The sequence below is a fragment of the Streptomyces sp. NPDC093984 genome, assembly GCF_044764595.1.
GTDB lineage: Bacteria > Actinomycetota > Actinomycetes > Streptomycetales > Streptomycetaceae > Streptomyces > Streptomyces cynarae.
In genome coordinates, this window is sequence record NZ_JBIWIM010000011.1 from 195,212 (window position 1) to 216,521 (window position 21,310).

The following is a 21,310-nucleotide window of genomic DNA, read 5'->3' on the forward strand; positions in this document are numbered from 1 at the left end:
GTGGTGGGGACGGGGGTGAGGTGAGGTGCTACGGGGAGGAAAGGGGCGGCGGGGCCGGGGAAACCCCGCCTTCGGGTGGCTGCGGCGGGCGCGAGGGCCGCCTTCCGCCGCGTCGGGTGCGCGCTCATGAGACGGGCTCCGTCAACACGCGGTCCACGGGTACCTCCGACGTGACGGTGACGGCGGAGAGGTCGAGGTCGGCGGGGGTCGGCATCACGCTGCCGGGCAGCTGGACCGCCGCGGCGCCATGGGCGACGGCCGAGGCCAGGGCCTCCGGGCCGCTGCCGCCCGCGATCAGGAAACCGGCGAGTGAGGAGTCGCCGGCCCCGACGTTGGAGCGTACGGCATCGACGCGGGCGCTGCCGAACCATGTGCCGTCGGCGTTGACCAGCAGTTGTCCGTCCGCGCCCAGGCTCGCGAGCACGGCACCCGCGCCCATCGCGCGCAGCTCCTCGGCCGCCTTGGCCGCGTCGCCGACCGTGACGAGGGGGCGCCCGACGGCCTCCGCGAGTTCCTCGGCGTTCGGCTTGACCACGTCGGGGCGCTCGCGCAGTGCTTCGAGGAGCGCGGGACCAGAGGTGTCGAGCGCGATCCGGGCACCCGCGGCGTGGGCACGGGCCACCAGGTCGGCGTACCAGGACGGGGCGAGGCCACGCGGGAGGCTGCCGCAGCAGGTGATCCAGGTGGTGTCGGCCGCCTGGTACTGCGCGCGGACCGTCTCCAGGAGGAGTTCGGCCTCGGCGGGGGACAGCTCCGGACCGGGCGCGTTGATCTTGGTGAGGGTGCCGTCGGGTTCGGCGACCGCGATGTTGGAGCGGGTGGCCCCGGCGATCGGGACCGGTGCGACGTCGATGCCCTGGGCGTGCAGCAGGTCCGCGACGAGCGCGCCCGGGGCACCGCCGAGGGGCAGGACGGCGACCGTGCGCTGCCCGGCCGCGGCGACCGCGCGCGAGACGTTCACGCCCTTGCCGCCCGGGTCCACCTGTTCGCCGGTGGCCCGGATGACCTCGCCGCGGTCCAGGGACGGGACCTCGTACGTGCGGTCGAGGGAGGGGTTCGGGGTGACGGTGAGAATCATGCGCGCACTACTTCCGTGCCGCCGCGCTCGATCGCGGTGGCGTCCTCGGGGCTCAGCCCGCTGTCGGTGATCAGCAGGTCCACATCACCGAGGTTGCCGAAACGGGCGAAGTGCTCCTGGCCGTGCTTGGAGGAGTCGGCGAGCAGCACCACCCGGCGCGCGGCGCGGATCGCCGCACGCTTGACGGCGGCCTCGGCGAGGTCGGGCGTGGTCAGTCCGTGGTCGGCGGAGAAGCCGTTGGCCGCGATGAACACGACGTCGGCGCGGATCTCTCCGTAGGCCCGCAGCGCCCACGCGTCCACCGCGGCACGCGTACGGTGCCGGACGCGCCCGCCGACCAGATGGAGCTGGATGCCGGGGTGGTCCGCGAGGCGCGCCGCGGTGGGCAGGCTGTGCGTGACGACGGTGAGCTCCGCGTCCAGCGGGATCGCCCCCGCCAGCCGCGCGACCGTCGAGCCGGCGTCGAGGATCGTCGTGCCCCCGCTCGGCAGCTCCGCGAGGGCCGCCTTGGCGATCCGGTCCTTCTCGTCGGCCGCGGTGGACTCCCGTTCGGCCAGGTCCGGCTCGAAGTCGAGGCGCCCGGCGGGGATGGCACCGCCGTGCACCCGACGCAGGAGGCCCGCGCGGTCGAGGGCCTTCAGGTCGCGGCGGATCGTCTCGGCCGTGACCTGGAACTCCTCGGCCAGCGAGACGACATCGACCCGGCCGCCGTCACGGGCGAGCCGGAGGATCTCCTGCTGTCGCTCCGGCGCGTACATGCCCGTTCACCTCCGACTCATGCCCGAACGTGTGGTTTCAGTCGGGAGGCTACGTCCGAATTTCCGGAAAGTAAACAGGTTGCGGCAACAGAACGGACACGAACGGGCGCGCTGTGCTGCGCCGGCTTGCCGGTTCGGCTACCGGGCTGCCGCGACGGGTTGTGCGCCGTCTGCGAGATGTGTGTGGTCGCTCGCGCCGTTCCCCGCGCCGCTGCCGGAGCGCTCCGCGGCACCGTCCTCGGCATCGCCCTCGACATGCTGCGCCGGCCGCTTGGGCAGCGCGAACATCAGCAGGAAGATCACCAGCATCACCGCCGCCACCCAACCGAGCGCGTGCTGGAAGGCGTGCACGAAGGCCGGGCCCACCTGTGCGGGGGTCAGCCGGTCGCCGATCTCGCCGAAGAAGACCACCGACACCAGCCCGAGGCCGAGCGCGTTGCCCATCTGCTGCACCGTGTTGATCAGGCCGGACGCCGATCCGGAGTGCTCGCGGGGCACCTCGGACAGGATCGCGTCCGTCAGCGGGGCGACGATCAGGCCCATGCCCACGCCCATGACCACCAGCGGCAGCGCCATCTGCCAGGACGCGATCGACTGGCCGTACCGGTGGGCCTCCGCCAGGTAGAGGAGTACGCCCGCCGCCATCACCAGCGCGCCCGCCTGCAGCACCTTGCGGCCGAAGCGCGGGACCAGCTTCTGCACCGACATCCCGGCCGCGGTGGAGACCGCGATCGAGAACGGCACGCCCGTCAGTCCGGCCCGCAGCGCGCTCCAGCCGAGGCCGACCTGCATGTACAGCGTCCAGACCAGGAAGAAGATGCCGAGGCCCACGCCGAACACGGTCTGCACCGCGATGCCCGCCGCGAAGCTCTTCACCCGGAACAGGGACAGTTCGACCAGCGGGGAACCGTCGCGCGCGGTCTTGCGCTTCTCGTACGCCACCAGCGCCCCGAAGACGACGAGCGCGCCCGCCATCGACGCGTACCCCCACAGCGGCCAGCCCAGCTCCCGGCCACGGGTGAGCGGGTAGAGCAGCATCAGCAGACCGAGCGTGACCAGGGCGACGCCGACGAGGTCGAGGCGCAGGGCCCTCGGAGCCTTGGACTCGGTGATGAAGCGCCGGCCCAGGAGGTACGCGGCGACGCCGACCGGCAGGTTGATCAGGAAGATGGGCCGCCACTGGAGCCCGAACAGGTTCCACTCGGTGAGCAGCGCGCCGAGGAGCGGCCCGGAGACGGCACCCAGCCCGACGATCGCGCCGAACAGGCCGAAGACCTTGCCCCGCTCGTGTGCCGGGAAGGTGGCGTGCACGATCGACAGCACCTGCGGCACCATCATCGCGGCCATCGCGCCCTGCAGGATCCGGGAGGCGACGAGCATCTCGGGGTTCGCGGCGAAGCCGCACAGCGCCGAGGCGAGGGTGAAGCCGCCGATGCCGAGCAGGAAGAGGCGTTTGCGGCCGTGGATGTCGCCGAGCCGGCCGCCGGTGATGAGTCCCGCGGCGAAGGCTAGGGCGTAACCGGCGGTGATCCACTGGATCTGGCTGAACGAGGCGCCCGCGTCCCGCTGGATCGACGGGATGGCGATGTTGACGATCGTGACGTCGACGAGGTCCATGAAGGCCGCGGTCATCACGATCGCGAGCGCGAACCAGCGTCGGCGGTCGCCCGCGCCGGCCGTACGGCTGCTGAGTGTCTCGGTGGAGGTCATGCCCCGAAGCTAGGAGGCCATTAGGTCAGATCACGTCCTATTTCTCCGGCATCCTCGACACATGACAACCGACACTCCGGCCCGGCTCCTCCAGTTGCTGTCCCTTCTGCAGACACCGCGCGAGTGGCCCGGCGGCGAGCTCGCCGAGCGGCTCGGGGTGTCCCGGCGCACCGTGCGTCGGGACATCGACCGGCTACGCGAGCTGGGCTACCCCGTGGAGGCCAGCAAGGGGGCCGACGGCGGTTACCGGCTGGTCGCCGGGAAGGCGATGCCACCGCTGGTTCTGGACGACGAGGAGGCCGTGGCCATCGCGGTCGGGCTGCGGGCGGGCGCCGGGCACGCGGTCGAAGGCGTGGAGGAGGCCTCGGTGCGGGCCCTGGCCAAGCTGGAGCAGGTGCTGCCGAGTCGGCTGCGCCACCGCGTCACCACACTCCAGGCCGCCACCACCGCCCTGGCCAGCGGCGACGGGGCGAGCATCGCGCCGGAGACGCTGACCGTGATGGCCTCGGCGATCGCGGGCCGGGAGCGGCTGCGGTTCGCGTACCGCTCCGGGGACGGCACACCGTCGCGGCGCCTGGCGGAGCCGTACCGGCTGGTGTCGACGGGGCGCCGCTGGTACCTCGTCGCCTACGACCTCGAGCGCGAGGACTGGCGTACGTTCCGGGTCGACCGGGTCACCGAGCCGTTCGCGACGGGTGCCCGGTTCGCGCCGCGGGAGCTGCCGACCGGGAGCGCGGCGGAGTATCTGCGGCAGTCGGTGTACCGGCGTCAGGAGACCTACGAGTTCGAGGCGACCTTCGCCGCCCCCGCCGACTTCGTCGCGGCGCGCATACCCCGGTGGGTCGGCGCCCCCGAGCCGCTCGACGAGCACAGTTGCCGACTACGGGGTGTGGCGAGCGACTCGGTGGAATGGCTGGCAGTACGGCTCGCGCTGGTGGACTGCGAGTTCACGGTGCACCGTCCGGCCGACCTCGTCGCTTCCGTACGGGACCTGGGGGCGCGGCTGAGCCGGGCGGCGGGGTGAGGGCGCGGCTGAAGCGGGTGGCGGTGAGGGCGCGGCTGAACCGGGCGGCGGGGTGAGGCCGCGGCTGAACCGGGCGGCGGGGTGAGGCCGCGGCTGAACCGGGCGGCGGGGTGAGGCCGCGGCTGAACCGGGCGGCCGAGTTAAGCCACGGCAGAGCCGACCGGCCGAGTACGGCCACGGCAGAGCCGCTCTCTCTCACGGGGAGTCCGGCTCGGCCGCTGTCCACGGGAAGTCCCGCAGGGCGTCCAGGTTGCGTACGGCGAGTGCGGCCGGGCCGCCCGGGCCGGCGGCCGGTGCGTCACCCGCGGCCCAGCTCTCCACCGCCACGCGGACGGCCGCACTGGCGACGGCGGCGGCGAACCGGAGGGACGGGGTGACCTGACCCGGCGTCCCGCCACCCGCCCGTGCCGCGAGCACCTCCGCCAGCTCCCGCTCGGCCGCCCGGCAGATCTCCGCCCACACCTTGGTGAGCGCGGGGTGGGACTCGGTGAGGCGCAGCAGGGTGCGGACCCACTCCAGGGACGTGGCGGACACACCGGTGCCGGGGGTGAGGGTGTGCCGCACCGCGTGACGCAGGGCCTCGGCGACGGTGAGGCCGGCGGGGGCGTCGCGTACGGCGTCGGTCCACCGGTGGGCGCCCGCGGTGAAGAGCGGCGCGAGCGCTTCCTCCTTGGTCGCGAAGTAGCGGTAGAAGGTGCGCGGGGCGATCCCGGCGGCGCGGGCGATGTCCTCGGCGCGGGTGGCGCGCAGGCCGTTCGCCATGAACAGTCCCGCGGCGGCCCGGGCGATCTCCATACGGGTCGCCGCCTTGCGCCGCTCGGTCAGGGACGCGCCATGTGGGGTACTGCTCACGTACGGCAGGTTATGCCGCTGTGGCACAATCTGCCATCCGGGCCGCCCCGGGGTTCAGGTCCGGGGCGACCCGTCGACGTGCCCCTGCCGTGGCCGGACACACGAAAAGCCGGGCCCCGGCGCCAGGGGGGAGTGGCGCCGGGGCCTGGCCCGGGGAGAGTCCCGGCGCCGGGGGGAGTGCGTCGGGACTCGGCTCTGTGGATGTACGAACCGTGCGGTCGCGGGGGACCCGGAGGTCTTGTGCCCCGGACCCGCGTGTTCGATGCGGGGCAACTGCACCGTCGTTACGCCGCCGCGTCGAAGCCGGTCTGGCGGGCCAGCTTCTTCAGCTCCAGCAGGGCGTGCTTCTCGATCTGGCGGATGCGCTCACGCGTCAGGCCGTGCTCCTTGCCGACCTCCGTCAGCGTGCGCTCCCGGCCGTCCTCGATGCCGTACCGCATCTTGATGATCGAGGCCGTGCGGTCGTCGAGCCGGCCGATCAGGTCGTCCAGCTCCTCGCTGCGCAGCAGCGTGAGCACCGACTGCTCCGGCGACACCGCGGAGGTGTCCTCGAGCAGGTCGCCGAACTGGGTCTCGCCCTCGTCGTCCACCGACATGTTCAGCGAGACGGGGTCACGCGCCCAGTCGAGGACGTCGCTGATGCGCTCCGCCGACGAGTCCAGCTCGGCCGCGATCTCGGCGGGCTCGGGGTCCCGGCCGTTCTCACGGTTGAACTCGCGCTGGACGCGGCGGATGCGGCCCAGCTCCTCGACCAGGTGGACGGGCAGCCGGATGGTGCGCGACTGGTCTGCTATCGACCGCGTGATCGCCTGGCGGATCCACCAGGTGGCGTAGGTGGAGAACTTGAAGCCCTTGCGGTAGTCGAACTTCTCGACGGCGCGCACCAGGCCCGCGTTCCCCTCCTGGATCAGGTCGAGCAGCGGCAGGCCGCTGCGCGGATAGCGGCGCGCGACGGCGACGACCAGTCGGAGGTTGGAGCGGATGAAGATGTCCTTGGCCCGCTCCCCCTCGGCGACCAGGGCCTCGAGCTCCTCACGGGTGGCATCCGCCTTGGCCTCCTCCTCCCCGTCGAGGATCTGCCGTGCGAACACGCCCGCCTCGATGATCTGTGAGAGCTCGACCTCCTTGGCGGCGTCGAGCAGGGGCGTACGCGCGATCTCGTCGAGGTACATGCCGACCAGGTCGCGGTCGGCGATGTCTCCGCCCTGGGCGCGAACACTGCTTGCCGCGGCGTCGATGGTTTCGCCCTCGGCGGCCTGGCGACGGGCGACGGCACGGGTTGCCATGCGTGCTCCCTTGCGATGGTGGGCTAGCGGATGGTCTGGTAACGATTCGGCCACCCTTCCGGGTGCCCGGCATCCGAAGGAAACAACGACTGGAATCCGGACAGAATTCCCAACCCGCCCCTCATTTTTTCTGATCATGCAGTACCCTGTCCCGCCACATTGGGAGGCGGGGCGATGGCAGAGCGTAGCCACGTACAGGTCAGGCCGGGAGCCGAGAGCGACCTCGAAGCTCTCACGGACATCTACAACCACTACGTCCGTGAGACGCCGATCACATTCGACACCACGGCCTTCACGGCGGAGGAGCGCCGCCCCTGGCTGCTCTCCCACCCTGAAGACGGGCCGCACCGGCTGATGGTTGCCGCAGACACCGAGTCACAGCAGATCCTGGGGTACGCCACATCCAGCGCCTTCCGCCCGAAGCCGGCGTACTCGACCTCGGTCGAGGTCACGATCTACCTCGCCCCGCACGCGACCGGCCGCGGCGTCGGCGCGCACCTCTACAGGGCCCTCTTCGACGCCCTGGCGGGCGAGGACCTGCACCGCGCGTACGCGGGCATCGCCCAGCCCAACGAAGCGTCCGTGCGCCTGCACGAACGCTTCGGTTTCCGCCACGTCGGCACCTACCGGGAGGTGGGCCGCAAGTTCGGGCGGTACTGGGACGTGGCCTGGTACGAGAAGGACCTCCAGCAGGGCCTCCGGCAGGTCTAGCGTCCCGCCACCGTCATCCGAACTGCACCGACCGCTTCGCCATTCCCATCCAGAAGCCGTCGATCACGGACTTCTGGGCGTCGAGCTCACCGCCGGCCTCCGCCGCGCCCATCGTCACGAACAGCGGGGCGAAGTGCTCGGTGCGCGGGTGGGCGTAGCGGCCGGCCGGAGCCTTGTTCAGGAAGTCCAGCAGGGCGTCCCAGTCGCGCGCCTCCAGGGCGTGGCGGCCCCAGTCGTCGAACTCCGAGGACCAGGTGGGCACTCCCCCGCCCGCGTGCCGCAGGGCGGCCAGGTTGTGGGTGAAGAAGCCGGAGCCGACGATCAGGACGCCCTCGTCGCGCAGCGGGGCCAGCTTGCGGCCGATCTCCATCAGCTTCACCGGGTCCAGGGTCGGCATGGAGATCTGCAGGACCGGGATGTCGGCCTCGGGGAACATCTCGACGAGCGGGACGTAGGCGCCGTGGTCCAGGCCGCGGTCCGGGATGTCCTGGACGGGGATGCCGGGTGCGCGCAGCAGCTTGCGGACGGCGTCGGCGAGCTGCGGGGCGCCCGGGGCCTCGTACCGCACCCGGTAGTAGTGCTCGGGGAAGCCCCAGAAGTCGTAGACCAGCGGGACGGTGCGCGTCGCGCCGAGGGCGAGCGGGGCCTCCTCCCAGTGGGCGGAGACCATCAGGATCGCCTTGGGGCGCGGCAGGTCGGCGGACCAGGCGGCGAGCTGGCCGGGCCAGACCGGGTCGTCGGCCAGTGGGGGCGCACCATGGCTCAGGTAGAGGGCGGGCATGCGCTGGGGCGCGGTGCGCTCCTCGACGGCGGCGGACATGGCGGCGGCTCCCTTCGTGCGGCAACGGTGCGGCGTGCCCGCCCGGAGATGCGATTGCTTGAAATCTCAAGCTCTCTCACCTGTGAGGTTACGCCCCACTTGTTTAAATTTCAAGAAGGCGCCTCGTACAGTGGAGTCATGAAGACGGCACCCGCTGAGGACACCCGCTGGCTCACCGACGAGGAACAGCGCATCTGGCGTGCGTACATGCACGCCGTCACCCTTCTCGAGGACCACCTCGACCGCCAGCTGCAGCGCGACGCGGGCATGCCGCACGTCTACTACGGACTGCTCGTCCAGCTCGCCGAGGCACCGCGTCGGCGGCTGCGGATGACCGAGCTGGCCATGCGTGCGAAGATCACGCGCTCCCGGCTCTCGCACGCCGTCGCGCGCCTGGAGAAGAGCGGCTGGGTGCGTCGCGAGGAGTGTCCCTCCGACAAGCGCGGGCAGCTCGCGGTCCTCACGGACGAGGGGTACGAGGTGCTGGCGCGCACCGCGCCCGGCCATGTGGCGGCCGTGCGCCAGGCCCTGTTCGACCGGCTCACCCCCGAGCAGCAGAAGTCCCTCGGCGAGATCATGACGATCATCGCGGAGGGACTGCAGCCCAAGGACGCGGGGGCGGACCTGCCCTGGCTCCGCTGAGCCGCCGGGCGCACGCTCGCAGACGCGAGTCCGCCTCGGCCCGCACCGGGCCCGGGCACGGGCCCCCCGGCGCACGGGACACGGGCCCGCCCCGACCGCACCGGACCCATGTCCACCCCGACCCGCGCCGGACACGGGTCCGCCCCGGCCCCACCGGATCGGCGGAGCCGGGGCGGACCCCCTTCAGACGTACGGCCGAGACGTCCCCTTCCTCGTCCGCACATTGGTGCTCGGTTCTCTACGGGATACCCCTGCGGAAGCGCCTCAGTGGGCGACCACCGGGACCTGCACCTCGTCCTCGGCACCCTCACGGGAGCCGGACGCCAACGGGGTGGAGCCGGGGCGGCCGGCGTTGACGAAGGTCACCACGATGGCGGCGGCCAGTACCAGCATGCCGACGGCGAACCAGATGGCGTTGGTGTAGCCGTGCACCGCGCCCTGCATCTGGACCAGCTGGGCCTGCGGCTTGGAGGTCGCCGAGGCGATGTGGTCCTTGATGTACGAGGTCGTCGCGGAGGCGGCGATCGTGTTCAGCAGGGCCGTACCGATGGCGCCGCCCACCTGCTGCGAGGTGTTGACCATCGCGGAGGCGACACCGGCGTCCCGGGGCTCGACGCCCGTGGTGGCCAGGGACATGGCCGGCATGAACGCCGTACCCATGCCGAGACCGAGCAGCATCATCGCCGGCAGCACGGTCGAGGCGTACGACGAGCCGATCTCCAGCCGCGTCAGCAGCAGCATGCCCGATGCGGCGACCAGGAAGCCGGGGCCCATCAGCGCCCGCGCCGGGACGCGGGTCATCAGCCGGGTGCCGATCTGTGTCGAGCCGACCATCATGCCGGCGATCATCGGCAGGAAGGCGAAGCCGGTCCTGATCGGCGAGTAGCCCTTGATGACCTGCAGGTAGTAGGTCAGGAAGAGGAACGTGCCGAACATCGCGATGATCGCGATGCCGAGCGAGAGGTAGATGCCGCCACGGTTGCGGTCGGTGACCACGCGCAGGGGCAGCAGCGGGGCCTTGACCTTGGCCTCGGTGACGACGAAGGCCAGCAGGAGGACGGCCGCCGCGACGAACAGGGAGACGGTCGTGGTGTCGCCCCAGCCGTCGGACTCGGCGCGGGTGAAGCCGTAGACGAGGGAGACCAGACCGGCGGTGGACAGCAGGACGCCGGGGATGTCGAGCGGATTGCGGTTGCGGCCGCCCTCCGGCTCACGGACGACGAAGTACGCGCCGAGCGCGGCGATCACGGCGAAGGGGATGTTCACGAAGAACGTCCAGCGCCAGTCCAGGTACTCGGTGAGCACGCCGCCGAGGATGAAGCCCACGGCGCCGCCGCCACCGGCGATCGCGCCGTAGATGCCGAAGGCCTTGGCGCGCTCCTTGGCGTCGGTGAACATCACCGCGAGCAGGGACAGCGCGGCGGGCGCGAGCAGCGCCCCGAAGACGCCCTGCAGAGCACGGGCGCCGAACATCATGGCGCCGGTGGTCGCCGCGCCGCCCAGCGCGGAGGCCGCGGCGAAGCCGACGAGCCCGACGACGAAGGCCCGCTTGCGGCCCCACAGGTCGGCGATCCGGCCGCCGAAGAGAAGGAGACCGCCGAAGGCGAGGGCGTAGGCGGTGACGACCCACTGCCGGTTGCCGTCGGATATCCCCAGGTCCTGCTGGGCGGACGGGAGGGCGATGTTCACGATGGTGGCGTCGAGGACGACCATCAGCTGGGCGAGCGCGATGAAGACGAGCGCCCTCCAGCGGTTGGCGTCAGGGACGCCGGGGGCCGTTGAGGCTGTTTGAGACATGGGGGTACCCACTCCGGGACGTCGTAGAGGAAAAAAGGGTGACGGTAGGTGACGGCTCGTCGTCGCTGACGGCCGGAAGCTCTGCTGTGAGGGATGACTTGGGTGGAGCGCGGAACTAATCGCTACGAATCGCTGATAGTCGCTACTGATCGCTACGGATCGCTGATAGTCGCTACGGATCGGTGTTAGTCGCTACTGATCGCTATGGATCGCTACGGAGCTACTGATCGTTCAGGACCGGCGCAGCTCCTCCATGGTCACGGCCGTGCCCGGCAGCGTGGAGCGGGCCGGAGCCCGCAGACCGTCCAGGAACAGCTGAAGATGGCGGTGGATGAAACGGTCGGCACTGAAGCACGCGGTACCGGCCGGGGGCCGGCTGAGCTGGGCCACGACGACCATCAGGTCACCGACGCCCACGTCGGGACGGAGCGCGCCGGCCGCCTTGGCGCGGTCCATGAGCTCCTGGACGAGCCGCTCGATGCGCTCGCGGGCCGCTTCCAGGTCCGGGTGGTGCTTGTCGAACGTGCCGGAAAGCATCGGGCACAGCGCGCTGACCCGCTCGTCGGCGGCGGCGTGCGCGAAGCGTTCCAGCGCCTCGAAGGGGTCGGTGTCCTCGGCCAGCGCCTGTTCCGCGACCTCGGAGGTACGGTCCATGACCGAGCAGACGACCTCGCGGACGAGGGCGTCCCGGTCGGAAAAGTTGCGGTACACCGTGGCGTTGCCGACGCCGGCCCGACGGGCGATCTCGTCGAACGGCACGTCGGGGCCGAACTCGACGAACATCTCCCGGGCGGCGGTGACGATCCGCTCCCGGTTGCGCAGGGCATCGGCCCGGGGCCGGGACGCCCGTCGCTGCACGGGGGTGGCGGTCTGCACGGCGTACTCCTGAGGAGGGGCTGAGTGATCGCGATCCGGGGATTCAGTCCCCGTTTCGCTCGGACACAGGGCTAAACGGGGAATCGGTCCCCGGTTATTTCGCCAACACGGAGCAATTCTATGTGACCTGAGTCACATCACGTCGGCATTGGGTGTGCCCCGCACACCTCCCCGGCCCCGCCGTCACCCCTCCCCCGCCCCCGAACCCCTCGATCGGCCTCTCTCAACGCGCGTCCCCGCACCCCCCGGCTCAGGGTGATCGCAAGGGTGCAGCCGGTGAGGCGCGGCTGCCGTGGAGCGAAGGGCCACCGCATGCAGCCGTCCCGCCGCCGGATACGCCCGCGACGCGCCGCCTCGCTCGCCTCGGTCACCGTCCTGACGCTGGCGGTCTCCACCTCCGCCGGCACGGCACACCTGACGGCGGGGTCCACGACGGCGGGCCCCATAGCCCCGGCCCGCTCCACGACGCTGCGCCCCTGCATGCTCCACGGTCACAACCGCGTGCTGATGCCGGAGAGCATCCCCACCCCCTCCGGCTACGCCCGCTCCACCGGCACCGTCCACGCCCTGAACCTGATGATCGACTTCTCCGACGCGCCCGGCCAGGGCAGCGCGCTCGACCGGCTCGCGGAGTTCGTCCCGCAGACCCGTCAGTGGTTCACCACCAGTTCCTACGGCCGCCTCGACTACCGCACCGAGGCCCCGATACGCCACTGGCTGCGCATGCCCAAGCCGTTCAGGGCGTACGGCATACAGCGCGGCGCCCCCTTCGACCCCGGCTACCGCGAACTGGTGCAGGACATCGTGACCGCCGCCGACCCCGAGGTCGACTTCCGCCACTACGACCTGGTGAACGTACTCGTCACCCCGAACGCCGGCCCCTCCGCCCTGGACACCGTCCTGTCGGTGACCTTCGCCGGCAACGCCGAGGCCCCGGTCGCCGACGGCGTCCCCGTATCCAACGCGTCCTTCATCTACAGCCGCCAGGACGACGGCTCCGGCTCCTACCCCCAGACCGGCTTCCGGGTCCTGCCCCACGAGAACGGCCACATCTTCGGCCTGCCCGACCTCTACACCCAGGAGGGCGGCGGCGCCGTCGGGCACTGGGACATCATGAGCGAGGACTGGGGCGCCGACAACGACATGCTGGCCTGGCACAAGTGGAAGCTCGGCTGGCTCGACGACTCCCAGGTCGCCTGTGTGACCGCGCGCGGCTCCGGGCAGTACACGCTGACCCCGCTGGGCCGCGCCGGCGGCCGCAAACTGGTCTTCCTGCCGCTCAGCGCCAGGGCGGGCTACGCCCTGGAGCTGCGCACCCAGGAGGGCAACGACGCGGCGGTGTGCCGGCCCGGCATCCTCGTCTACCGCGTCGACGCGGACGTCGACACCGGCAACGGCCCCATCCAGGTCTACGACTCCACACGCGACAGCGGCGGCTGCACCCGCAGCCCGAACGTGCAGGCCGAGCTGTCCGACGCGCCGTTCGTGCCCGGGCAGAGCTTCGCGGACCCCAAGGAGGGCATCGTCATCACCGTGGAGGCGAAGGCCCCCTCCGGCGACTACCGGGTCCGGGTGACACGGCGCTGATGCACCCGGAGGTGTCCCGCCGGAGGCATACGGGGGTCGGGGCGCCCTGCGCCGTATGTGAACACGGCGCAGGCGGTCGGCCCCGCATTACCGTGACCCCATGCTCCCGAACGTCACCCCGGCCCCGGACACCAGCGCCCCCGCCGAAGCCGTCGCCCCCCTCATGCGCGGCCTCAACGTGCTGCAGCGGCTCACCGACGCCGACGGCAGCTGCAGCCTCAGCGCCCTGGAGCGGGCCAGCGGGCTCGCCCGGTCCACGGTCGACCGGATCACGGCGACCCTCGCCCGTATGGAGTACGTCCGGCTGGACGGCCGGGACGTCGTGCTCGCGCCGCGGCTGATGGAGCTGGGCAACGCCTACCTCGCCGCGCTGCGGCTGCCGAAGCTGCTGGACGCGCACGCGGACGCGCTCGCCGACGAGCTGGACGAGTCGGTGTCGCTCGCGGTAGCCGACCTGGACGGCATCCGCTTCATCCACCAGGCGACCCGGCGCCGCGCGATGTCGCTGAGCTTCCGCATCGGCGATCTGCTGCCCGCGGAACGCACCGCTCCGGGTCCGCTGTTCGCGACCGAGTGGGACGAGGAGGACTGGGCGCGGTGGCACGCGCGGCGGGCGGCGGACCCGGAGGACCGCCGCTTCCCGGCGGTGCCGGCGCGCAGCCGCCCGCTCGACGGCTCCGACCACTCGGTGGGCGACGACTTCGAGGAGCGTACCGGGCAGGCGCGGGCACAGGGGTGGGCGCTGGACGACCAGTTGATCGAGCCGGGTCTGGTGGCGCTGTCCCTGCCGGTGCGCAAGGGGGACGGCAGGATCACCTGTGTGGTGAGCGTGGTGAGCCACACCAGCCGGCACACGGCGGACGATCTGCGCCGGGCGCTGCTGCCGCGATTGCGCACGGCGGTCGGGGCGATGGAGCGGGAACTGCGCGAGGCGCCGCCCGCCGTGCCCACGGCGCCGTCCGGGCTCGCGGCCTGGACGGGGGCGTCGAAGCAGGAGCTGGGGCGGGAGTTCGTGGAGTCGCTGGCCCGCGGGCTGACGGTGATCACGTCGTTCGGGGAGGGCCGCTCCGAGCTGACGCTGACGGAGGTGGCCGAGGCGACGGGGCTGGCACGGGCCACGGCACGGCGGGCGCTCATCACGTTGGAGCACCTGGGCTACGTCACCGTGCACGGCCGCTTCTTCCGGCTCACCCCGCGCGTGCTGGGCCTGGGCTTCCCACCACTGTCACGGACGACCCTGTCGGACATCGCGACCCCGCATCTGACCGCCCTGTCCTACCGGGTGCACGAGTCGACGTCGTTGGCGGTGCTGACGGGCGACGACATCCAGTACACGGCCCGGGTGGCCCCGAGCCGCATCATGAGCGTCAACATCAGGGTCGGCGCCCGGCTGCCGGCCTACGCGACCTCGCTGGGCCGGGTGATGCTGGCGGACCTGCCGGAGCCGCCGCTGCCCGAGCCGACCCCGCTGACACGGCTGACGGTCACGGACCCGGCCGAGCTGAGGGAGGTGCTGGAGCGCGTACGGCGTGACGGATACGCCCTGGTCGACGGGGAACTGGAGGAGGGGCTGCGGTCGATCGCGGTCCCGGTGCGGGAGCGCGGGGGCCGGGTGGTCGCGGCGGTCAACGTGGCCATGCACAGCAGCCGCCGTACGCCCGAGGAGTGCGTGACGGACATCCTGCCGCAACTGCACGCGACGGCGGCGCGGATCGAGGCGGACCTGCGGGTGGCGGGGCGGTTCAGGAGGGTGCCGAACAGCTGACGGGGCGACGGACTGCGACCCCTCGCGTCCTCGCGTCCTCGCGTCCTCGCGTCCTCGCGTCCTCGCGTCCTCGCGTCCTCGCGTCCTCGCGTCCTCGCGTCCTCGCGTCCTCGCGTCCTGCGACGGAACGGCGGAACGGGGAACGGGGGAACGTGGGAACGGGGGGAACCGATCAGACGACCTCCGCCTGTCTCCCCGTTGCCAGCACCCTGCGCCGCGTCGGCGCCGTGGCGATGCGCGGCAGGAGCAGCGACCAGAAGCGGGTGAGCGTGATACGGGACAGCCAGCGCACGTCGTGCCCGCCCAGCTCGGCGAAACCGACCGTCGCGCCGACCACCGTGGCCACGAGGTCCCGGGGTGCGATGTCGGAGAGGAGCCCCTCCCGCGCGCACCGGGCGACTATGTCCTCCACCCAGGCGTGCCACCGCTCGTGGAGGCTCACCCCGCGACCGGCGTCCTCCGCGACACCGTCGAGGCAGAACCCTGCGCGCAGCACGAGGTCGTGACGCAGGCTCAGCAGCAGAGCGTGACTCGTGTCGACCAGCGCCTGCAGCGAACCGCCGAGCTGGGGCGGCGGTCGCTCGGCGGAGACGATCCGGTCGAACCGCTCGGCCGCCGCCCCCCGCACCGCCGCCGCGAGGTCGGCCTTGCTGGGGAAGTGGAAGTGCAGCGCGCCGTTGCTGACCCCGGCCATGGCGCTGATCGCCGCCAGCGAGACCACCTCGTAGCCGTCGCGGCTGAACAGTTCGGCGGCGGACTCGATCAGGGCGTTGCGCGTGCGGACAGCACGTTCCTGCTTGGCCATCAGACGCTCCGTTGCTGCGCGGGTACGCTCAGGATAACAAACCGGCCGTGCGGTTTCTGTGCGCCGACCTGGCCGCTGGGCGGCTCGGCCGGCTCGGCGGCTCGACCGGCTCGGCGGCTCGACCGGCTCGGTCAGTCGGGGCGGAGCACGACAGGCAGGGCCCCGTATCCATGGACGATGAAGGAGCGCACCGGTTCGATCTCGTCGAGCGGTATCGCCGCCTCCAGGTCCGGGAAGCGGGTAAAGAGCGCCGCCAGGGCGGACGTCGCCTCCAACCGGGCCAGGGGTGCCCCCAGGCAGCGGTGGACCCCGTGTCCGAAGGCCAGGTCGTCCCTCCGGCCGGACCGCAGTACGTCGAAGACGCCCACGTCGTCCCCGTACGCCTCGGGGTCCGATGCCGCACCCGCGAAGGAGACCAGGATCGGATCGCCCTTCCTGATGAGCACCCCGTCGAGCTCGATGTCCTCGACGGCGAACCGCATAGGCGAGTACGCGGCGGGCGCGTGCGTGCGCAGCGTCTCGGCCACCACGTCGGCCCAGTCCGCGCGGCCCTGAAGGACGTGCGCCCGCTGCTCCGGGTGGGCGCACAGCGCACCGACGGCGTTGGTGATGAGCGTGCACGTGGTCTCCTGACCGGCGGCGATCATCAGGTAGAGCGTGCCGAGGAGTTCCTGTTCGGTCAGCCGGCCGTCGTCGCTGTCATGGACCTCGATCAGCGCGGTCGTCAGATCGTCGCCTGGCCTGGCTCGCTTCCCCGCGACCAGCTCGCCGAGCATCCCGAAGACCCGCACCTGCGCCGCGGCCATCTCGGCCCCGGGCACGGCCGTACCGAACACCAACTCCAGGTCGGCGCAGAGCGGTTCGCGCGCCTCCTCGGCGACGCCGAAAAGCTCGCAGATCACGCGCATCGGCAGCACCTTGGCGAACCGGTCGCGCAGGTCGACCACTTCGCCGTCCGGCAGCGCCTCCAGCTCGTCGAGCAGTTCTCCGGTGAGCTGCTCGACGCGGGGCCGCAGCGCCTCGGTACGGCGGACGGTGAAGGCGGCGGCGACCAGCCGGCGCAGCCGGGCATGGCTGTCACCGTAGGCGAAGAGCATGTTCTCGTTCGCCACCCACGGGTACAGCGGCCAGTCCTCGCCTATGCGGCCGGCGACGAAGTCGGGCCAGTGCCGGCGGGCGTCCTTCGAGACCCGGGGATCCGTCAGGAGCCGCTTGACGTACTTCTGCCGTACGACGGCCCAGGCGCGCACCCCGCCCGGCAGCTCCACCTCGACGGCGGGCCCCCGCGACCGTAACCGCGCGGTCTCGCCCGGCAGGTCACGTCCGGTCACGTCAAGCGCGTACGGGCACGCGGTCATGTCCATGGGGGTGCACTCCGTTCGATCATCGGTCGGCCGGTCGGTCGGCCCTTCGGCTTTCGACGCGGTGCGCCGGCGGAGGCATCACCCGCGTTTTTCTTCCTCGCGTTCTTGTTCGAGTTCTTCCGCGCGGCGTCTCATCGCGGCTTCGAACACCTTCGGCCCCCGCTCCGGAGAGAAGTCCAGGCGGACCAGGATCCCCGGCACGGCCACGGACGGCATCAGGAACCGGTAGAGATCGGCCACCCGCTCGGCCAGGTCCGCCCGACCCGTCATGATCCGCGACAGGACCTGGACTCCGGTGAACGCGCCGACGAACAGCTTGGCGAGCGCGGCGACATCGACGTGCGGGAGGAGTTCGCCCCTCTGCTTGGCCTCCTCGAAGAGGGCCTGCGTGTGCTCGGTCCACTCCTGCATCGGCACCCGGCGGTTGAGGTGGTCCTTGGGCGACCCCTGGTCCACGGTCAGGCGCACGCTTCCCTGGACGATCGGATCGCCGGTGTCGCCGCGGAGCAGGTACGACAGCAGCAGCGCCTCGTCCAGCGACTCCTGCAGCTTCAGCTCCTGCTCCGGGACGCGCGGCAGCGAGGAGACCTGCTCGGCCAGCACCGCCTGGGCCAGCTCTTCCTTGGAGGGGAAGTGGAAGTACAGGGCGCCCTTGGTGACCCCCGACCTGTTCAGTACGTCGGAGATCGTCGCCGCCTCGTACCCGACCTCGTCGAACACCTGCGCCGCGGCGACCAGGATCGCCCGCCGCGTGCGAATGGCCCGCTCCTGCCGCGCCACAAGCAGTCCCCTCTCCCGTCGCACCGGACAATAAAACCAGCCAAACGGTTTGACAACCCTGATGCACCGCCCCGACAAACGGACACTCACGGGCGAAAGGGGCCTGGCAGGTGCCGGTGGATGCCGGTGAGAGCCCTGAGAGACCCGTGGGGGACTTGAAAAGAAAACCGGTCGGTACGTATCTTCGGTCTGCTTCGCGCCTGACTCGAGACCCAGACGAGACCAGACGAGACCCAGACCCACACCAGGGGAAAGCTCCATGACTGTCATGACGTCCGAGACGTTAGGGACGGAAGCAACGTCAGGAACGGAAGCCGGGGAGCAGGCACACCCGGTGGCCGACGATCTGGCGCGCCTTCTCTTCGAGGGCGCTCGTCGTGATCGTATCCACGGCGTCTGGCGCACGGCGATCTCCGGCCGGGCGTTCGCGTACCGGCCCGGCCTGTCCGCCGCCGAGCGGACCGCTCTTTCCTACGACCGTCTGCGCCTGATCAACGCCACTCTGGACGATCCACTGCGGTTCGCGGCCGACCCGCACCGGCTGACCGCGCTGCACGAGTGGATCGGACCGGTGGACGGCGGGCTGACCACCCTCGCGAGCATCCACTACAACCTCTTCCTCGGCAGCCTCGTCGACCACGACCACGGGGACCGCGACCTGTCCGCCTTCAGCTCGCTCCGCAACACAGGAACGTTTCTGTGTACCGAGCTGGAGCACGGCAACGACGTGGCCGCGATGGAGACCGTCGCCGTGTTCGACCGCACGAGCGGCGGCTTCCATCTGCACACGCCGACGCCCGGCGCACAGAAGTTCATGCCCAACACGACCCTGACGGGCGGCCCCAAGACGGCGGTCGTCGCCGCCCGGCTCATCGTGGACGGCGAGGACCGGGGCGTGTTCCTCTTCCTCACCCCGCTCAGCGACGAGACCGGGCACCTGCCCGGGGTGACGGTCCGCCGACTGCCGGAGCGCACCGGCACCCCGGTCGACCACGCCCTCACATCCTTCGACCACGTGTGGCTGCCGCGCGAGGCGCTCCTGGAGGCCGACCACGGCCGCCTCGCCCCGGACGGCACGCTGACCAGCAACCTCGGCAACAAGCGCAAGCGGTTCCTGCGCTCCATCAACCGCGTCACCATGGGCAAGCTCTGCATGAGCGCCGGCACCCTGGGCATGGCCCGCGCCGCACTCGCCATCGCCGTCCGCCACGCCGACAGACGTCTGATCGCCGGCCCCAGGGCCGGCGAGCGCATACCCGTCGCCGCCCACCGCAGCCACCACAGCCGGCTGCTCGACGGCCTGGCGACGGCGTACGCGATGACGTTCCTGCACCGCAGCGTGGTGGACCGGTTCGCCGCCCACACCGAGGAGGACCGCGAGGAGGTCGAGCGGCTCGCGGCGATCGCCAAGGGCTGGATCACCTGGCAGGCACGCACGATCACCATCGAGTGCCGCGAACGGTGCGGTGCGCAGGGCCTGTTTCCCGCCAACGGCATCTCGGAGCTCCCCGGCAACATCGAGGGCGGCATCACCGCCGAGGGCGACAACCTGGTGATCTGGGTGAAGGCCGCCTCCGAGATGGTCTTCGGCCACGATGCCACGCCCCCGCAGGCACCACCGGCCGACGCGGACCTGACAGACCTCGCCTTCCTACGGGGCCTGCTCGCCCGGGTCGAGGCCATCTGGCAGCAACGGGCTCGCACGGCCCTGCGCGAAGGCCCGTCCGGCGACCCGGTCGGCCGCTGGAACGCCACCTCGGAAGCCGCCCTGGAGATGGTCTCGGCCCACGCCCAGCTGCAGGCGGCGAACGCGTTCGCCACGGCGTCGGAACGGCCGACGGACCCGAGGACAAGGCGGCTGCTGCACAACCTGTGCCGCCTGTTCCTGCTCCGCCACCTGCGCGCCCACACGGGAGACCTGCTCGCGGAGGGCCACCTGTCACCGGACCACGTACGGTCGCTGCCCAAGGCCCGGGACGCGCTCATCACCGAACTGGCACCGCAGATGATGACATTGACCGACGCGTTCGACTTCCCACCGGAGATGCTGTCGCGGATACCGATCGCGGGCGGGGGGGTCGGTCGAGCCGCTGGAGTCGACGGAGTAGGTCCAGCCGATCGAGCCGGGGCCACCTTCTGACGGTGAGGGTATGACCACGGGCAACCCTCCAGTTACGCTACGTATGCCCAGGAGTCATGCACGGCCCGAGGCTGGGGGCGCGCCCCTCGATGACACGACTGCGATGGAACGGGGACGACCACGAGGGAGCGCATCCGCTAGGCTGTGAGCGGTCGACACGCGTTCTGACGCCTTCGACCTTGCCTTCGTAGCTCAGGGGATAGAGCACCGCTCTCCTAAAGCGGGTGTCGCAGGTTCGAATCCTGCCGGGGGCACCAGCGCAAAGGCCGCCTACGGATCTCCGTAGGCGGCCTTTCGCAGTCCGCTCTGACATCAGCGGGAGGTGCTGGCGACCGAGGCGTCTCCTGGACAGCGGGCCCAACAGCAGCTCTCCCTCTACCGGCGCGCCGGTGGCCGCCTGTAGATCTTCACGGCGGCGGAGGCCCGTCGTGTCTGCCGGTATTCCTCGTGGAGCCGGTCGGCGGTCGCGCAGTCGCCGATGGCCTCGCCGTGGTCGTTGCCGGCATCACCTGACGCACGCTGGTACCGATCACTCCGGCGAGCGAGTGGATTTACCGTCGTGGGCAGCTCGCGGGGCCGATCACCCAATGCCCCCCCAAGCGACCCCATCCCGTCGAACTCACAGCAAAAGGACGGCACATGCTTCAGCAACGCCTGGTCCCCTGGCACGAGGCCACCTGGCTCAACGAACCCCGGCACACCCAGGCCGACGGACCCGATCTCCTGGTCACCACCCGCGATCGGAGCGACTTCTGGCGCACCACCAGCTACGGCTTCGTCCGCGACAGCGGGCATGCTCTGCTTCACGACTTCCCGCAGGACAGCGCGACCGAAGTGACCTTCCTCGCGAACTTCGACACGCTCTACGACCAGGCCGGCCTGATGATCCGTGTCGACGCCGAGACGTGGATCAAGGCCGGAGTCGAGATGACCGACGGTGTGCCCCACGTGGGCGCGGTCGTCACCCACGGCGTCTCGGACTGGTCTCTCGCCCCGGTGCCCTACTGGCACAAGCGCGCAGTCACCATACGAGCCAGTCGCCACGGCGACGCGGTGACGATCCGCGCCCGCTGCGAGGACGGCCCCTGGCGCATGGTGCGCTTGGCTCCACTCCCTGCGGACGCCAAGGCGACGGCCGGTCCCTTCTGCTGTTCGCCCGAGCGGGAGGGACTGCAGGTCCGCTTCACCGGCTTCACCCGAGGCCCCGCGGACACGGCCCTGCACCAACCGACCGACACATGAGATCAGGAAGCGGGCAGGGTTCGGGGCCTCCCGAATCCTGCCCGCGAACGACCGCCACAGTCCGGGGCGGGCA

At 71.4% G+C, this 21,310-nt stretch carries 18 protein-coding genes and 1 tRNA gene; 8 read left to right on the plus strand and 11 right to left on the minus strand.

Features of this window, described 5'->3' with window-relative positions; all coding sequences use genetic code 11:
• Positions 1-124: 124 nt before the first annotated feature.
• The 3 genes from pfkB to ACIRC0_RS31480 all read right to left on the minus strand — a co-directional run bounded on the left by pfkB (position 125) and on the right by ACIRC0_RS31480 (position 3,546).
• Positions 125-1,078, minus strand: coding sequence for a 1-phosphofructokinase (pfkB, locus tag ACIRC0_RS31470; protein WP_403622837.1), 954 nt, complete (start codon positions 1,076-1,078; stop codon positions 125-127).
• Positions 1,075-1,836, minus strand: a complete 762-nt coding sequence (locus ACIRC0_RS31475) for a DeoR/GlpR family DNA-binding transcription regulator (RefSeq protein ID WP_403622840.1) — start codon at positions 1,834-1,836, stop codon at positions 1,075-1,077. Before ACIRC0_RS31475 ends, pfkB begins: the two co-directional genes overlap by 4 nt.
• Before the next feature lie 138 nt (positions 1,837-1,974).
• Positions 1,975-3,546, minus strand: a complete 1,572-nt coding sequence (locus ACIRC0_RS31480; RefSeq protein WP_403622843.1) for an MFS transporter — start codon at positions 3,544-3,546, stop codon at positions 1,975-1,977.
• 61 nt (positions 3,547-3,607) lie between these two features.
• Between ACIRC0_RS31480 and ACIRC0_RS31485 the strand changes: the two genes are divergently transcribed.
• Positions 3,608-4,570: a helix-turn-helix transcriptional regulator gene (locus tag ACIRC0_RS31485; RefSeq protein ID WP_403622846.1), complete on the plus strand. Its 963-nt coding sequence runs from the start codon at positions 3,608-3,610 to the stop codon at positions 4,568-4,570.
• A gap of 195 nt (positions 4,571-4,765) precedes the next feature.
• Here the strand turns inward: ACIRC0_RS31485 and ACIRC0_RS31490 are convergent, their stop codons facing one another.
• Both ACIRC0_RS31490 and ACIRC0_RS31495 read right to left on the minus strand, forming a co-directional pair.
• Entirely contained in the window at positions 4,766-5,365 is a 600-nt protein-coding gene (locus tag ACIRC0_RS31490; RefSeq protein WP_403623033.1) for a TetR/AcrR family transcriptional regulator, read from the minus strand.
• A gap of 341 nt (positions 5,366-5,706) precedes the next feature.
• The gene (locus ACIRC0_RS31495) at positions 5,707-6,708 is read right to left on the minus strand and encodes an RNA polymerase sigma factor RpoD/SigA (protein WP_200420740.1); all 1,002 of its coding nucleotides are present in this window, start codon (positions 6,706-6,708) and stop codon (positions 5,707-5,709) included.
• 174 nt (positions 6,709-6,882) lie between these two features.
• Between ACIRC0_RS31495 and ACIRC0_RS31500 the strand changes: the two genes are divergently transcribed.
• A complete protein-coding gene (locus tag ACIRC0_RS31500; protein ID WP_403622849.1) occupies positions 6,883-7,419 on the plus strand; it encodes a GNAT family N-acetyltransferase in 537 nt (178 codons plus the stop codon).
• Positions 7,420-7,432: 13 nt separating this feature from the next.
• Here the strand turns inward: ACIRC0_RS31500 and ACIRC0_RS31505 are convergent, their stop codons facing one another.
• Positions 7,433-8,239, minus strand: a complete 807-nt coding sequence (locus tag ACIRC0_RS31505; RefSeq protein ID WP_403622852.1) for a dioxygenase — start codon at positions 8,237-8,239, stop codon at positions 7,433-7,435.
• Between the two features lie 138 nt (positions 8,240-8,377).
• Here ACIRC0_RS31505 and ACIRC0_RS31510 point away from each other — a divergent pair, with 138 nt between their 5' ends.
• On the plus strand, positions 8,378-8,881 hold the full coding sequence (locus ACIRC0_RS31510) for a MarR family winged helix-turn-helix transcriptional regulator (RefSeq protein WP_403622855.1): 504 nt from the start codon (positions 8,378-8,380) through the stop codon (positions 8,879-8,881).
• Positions 8,882-9,145: 264 nt separating this feature from the next.
• Here ACIRC0_RS31510 and ACIRC0_RS31515 read toward each other — a convergent pair whose 3' ends face one another.
• Positions 9,146-10,678: an MFS transporter gene (locus tag ACIRC0_RS31515; protein WP_403622858.1), complete on the minus strand. Its 1,533-nt coding sequence runs from the start codon at positions 10,676-10,678 to the stop codon at positions 9,146-9,148.
• A 231-nt stretch (positions 10,679-10,909) separates the two neighbouring features.
• Positions 10,910-11,554, minus strand: a complete 645-nt coding sequence (locus ACIRC0_RS31520; RefSeq protein ID WP_403622860.1) for a TetR/AcrR family transcriptional regulator — start codon at positions 11,552-11,554, stop codon at positions 10,910-10,912.
• Between the two features lie 312 nt (positions 11,555-11,866).
• On the opposite strand from ACIRC0_RS31520, the gene ACIRC0_RS31525 reads away from it, so the two are divergent.
• Together ACIRC0_RS31525 and ACIRC0_RS31530 are read left to right on the plus strand one after the other, a co-directional pair.
• Entirely contained in the window at positions 11,867-13,141 is a 1,275-nt protein-coding gene (locus ACIRC0_RS31525; RefSeq protein WP_403622863.1) for a M6 family metalloprotease domain-containing protein, read from the plus strand.
• 100 nt (positions 13,142-13,241) lie between these two features.
• Positions 13,242-14,906: an IclR family transcriptional regulator C-terminal domain-containing protein gene (locus tag ACIRC0_RS31530; RefSeq protein WP_403622865.1), complete on the plus strand. Its 1,665-nt coding sequence runs from the start codon at positions 13,242-13,244 to the stop codon at positions 14,904-14,906.
• Between the two features lie 172 nt (positions 14,907-15,078).
• Here ACIRC0_RS31530 and ACIRC0_RS31535 read toward each other — a convergent pair whose 3' ends face one another.
• The 3 genes from ACIRC0_RS31535 to ACIRC0_RS31545 form a co-directional block, all read right to left on the minus strand.
• Positions 15,079-15,711 (minus strand): ScbR family autoregulator-binding transcription factor, encoded by a 633-nt coding sequence (locus ACIRC0_RS31535; RefSeq protein ID WP_403622868.1) that lies wholly within the window; start codon positions 15,709-15,711, stop codon positions 15,079-15,081.
• Positions 15,712-15,842: 131 nt separating this feature from the next.
• Positions 15,843-17,075 carry a cytochrome P450 gene (locus ACIRC0_RS31540; protein WP_403622871.1) on the minus strand — a complete coding sequence of 411 codons (1,233 nt, stop codon included), beginning with the start codon at positions 17,073-17,075 and terminating at the stop codon, positions 15,843-15,845.
• 78 nt (positions 17,076-17,153) lie between these two features.
• Positions 17,154-17,855 (minus strand): ScbR family autoregulator-binding transcription factor, encoded by a 702-nt coding sequence (locus ACIRC0_RS31545; protein ID WP_403623036.1) that lies wholly within the window; start codon positions 17,853-17,855, stop codon positions 17,154-17,156.
• A gap of 334 nt (positions 17,856-18,189) precedes the next feature.
• Between ACIRC0_RS31545 and ACIRC0_RS31550 the strand changes: the two genes are divergently transcribed.
• From ACIRC0_RS31550 to ACIRC0_RS31560, 3 genes are all read left to right on the plus strand, one after another.
• A complete protein-coding gene (locus ACIRC0_RS31550; protein WP_403622874.1) occupies positions 18,190-19,995 on the plus strand; it encodes an acyl-CoA dehydrogenase in 1,806 nt (601 codons plus the stop codon).
• 181 nt (positions 19,996-20,176) lie between these two features.
• A tRNA-Arg gene (locus tag ACIRC0_RS31555) sits at positions 20,177-20,252 on the plus strand.
• 382 nt (positions 20,253-20,634) lie between these two features.
• Positions 20,635-21,237, plus strand: a complete 603-nt coding sequence (locus ACIRC0_RS31560) for a DUF1349 domain-containing protein (RefSeq protein ID WP_403622877.1) — start codon at positions 20,635-20,637, stop codon at positions 21,235-21,237.
• The last annotated feature ends 73 nt before the right edge of the window (positions 21,238-21,310 follow it).

Coding starts and splice junctions, on each gene's coding strand:
- ACIRC0_RS31495 (WP_200420740.1), bottom strand. CDS start 6,708: ATGGCAACCCGTGCCGTCGCCCGTCGCCAGGCCGCCGAGGGCGAAACC.
- ACIRC0_RS31475 (WP_403622840.1), bottom strand. CDS start 1,836: ATGTACGCGCCGGAGCGACAGCAGGAGATCCTCCGGCTCGCCCGTGAC.
- ACIRC0_RS31525 (WP_403622863.1), top strand. CDS start 11,867: ATGCAGCCGTCCCGCCGCCGGATACGCCCGCGACGCGCCGCCTCGCTC.
- ACIRC0_RS31540 (WP_403622871.1), bottom strand. CDS start 17,075: ATGGACATGACCGCGTGCCCGTACGCGCTTGACGTGACCGGACGTGAC.
- ACIRC0_RS31480 (WP_403622843.1), bottom strand. CDS start 3,546: ATGACCTCCACCGAGACACTCAGCAGCCGTACGGCCGGCGCGGGCGAC.
- ACIRC0_RS31485 (WP_403622846.1), top strand. CDS start 3,608: ATGACAACCGACACTCCGGCCCGGCTCCTCCAGTTGCTGTCCCTTCTG.
- ACIRC0_RS31490 (WP_403623033.1), bottom strand. CDS start 5,365: ATGGAGATCGCCCGGGCCGCCGCGGGACTGTTCATGGCGAACGGCCTG.
- pfkB (WP_403622837.1), bottom strand. CDS start 1,078: ATGATTCTCACCGTCACCCCGAACCCCTCCCTCGACCGCACGTACGAG.
- ACIRC0_RS31500 (WP_403622849.1), top strand. CDS start 6,883: ATGGCAGAGCGTAGCCACGTACAGGTCAGGCCGGGAGCCGAGAGCGAC.
- ACIRC0_RS31560 (WP_403622877.1), top strand. CDS start 20,635: ATGCTTCAGCAACGCCTGGTCCCCTGGCACGAGGCCACCTGGCTCAAC.
- ACIRC0_RS31535 (WP_403622868.1), bottom strand. CDS start 15,711: ATGGCCAAGCAGGAACGTGCTGTCCGCACGCGCAACGCCCTGATCGAG.
- ACIRC0_RS31510 (WP_403622855.1), top strand. CDS start 8,378: ATGAAGACGGCACCCGCTGAGGACACCCGCTGGCTCACCGACGAGGAA.
- ACIRC0_RS31530 (WP_403622865.1), top strand. CDS start 13,242: ATGCTCCCGAACGTCACCCCGGCCCCGGACACCAGCGCCCCCGCCGAA.
- ACIRC0_RS31515 (WP_403622858.1), bottom strand. CDS start 10,678: ATGTCTCAAACAGCCTCAACGGCCCCCGGCGTCCCTGACGCCAACCGC.
- ACIRC0_RS31505 (WP_403622852.1), bottom strand. CDS start 8,239: ATGTCCGCCGCCGTCGAGGAGCGCACCGCGCCCCAGCGCATGCCCGCC.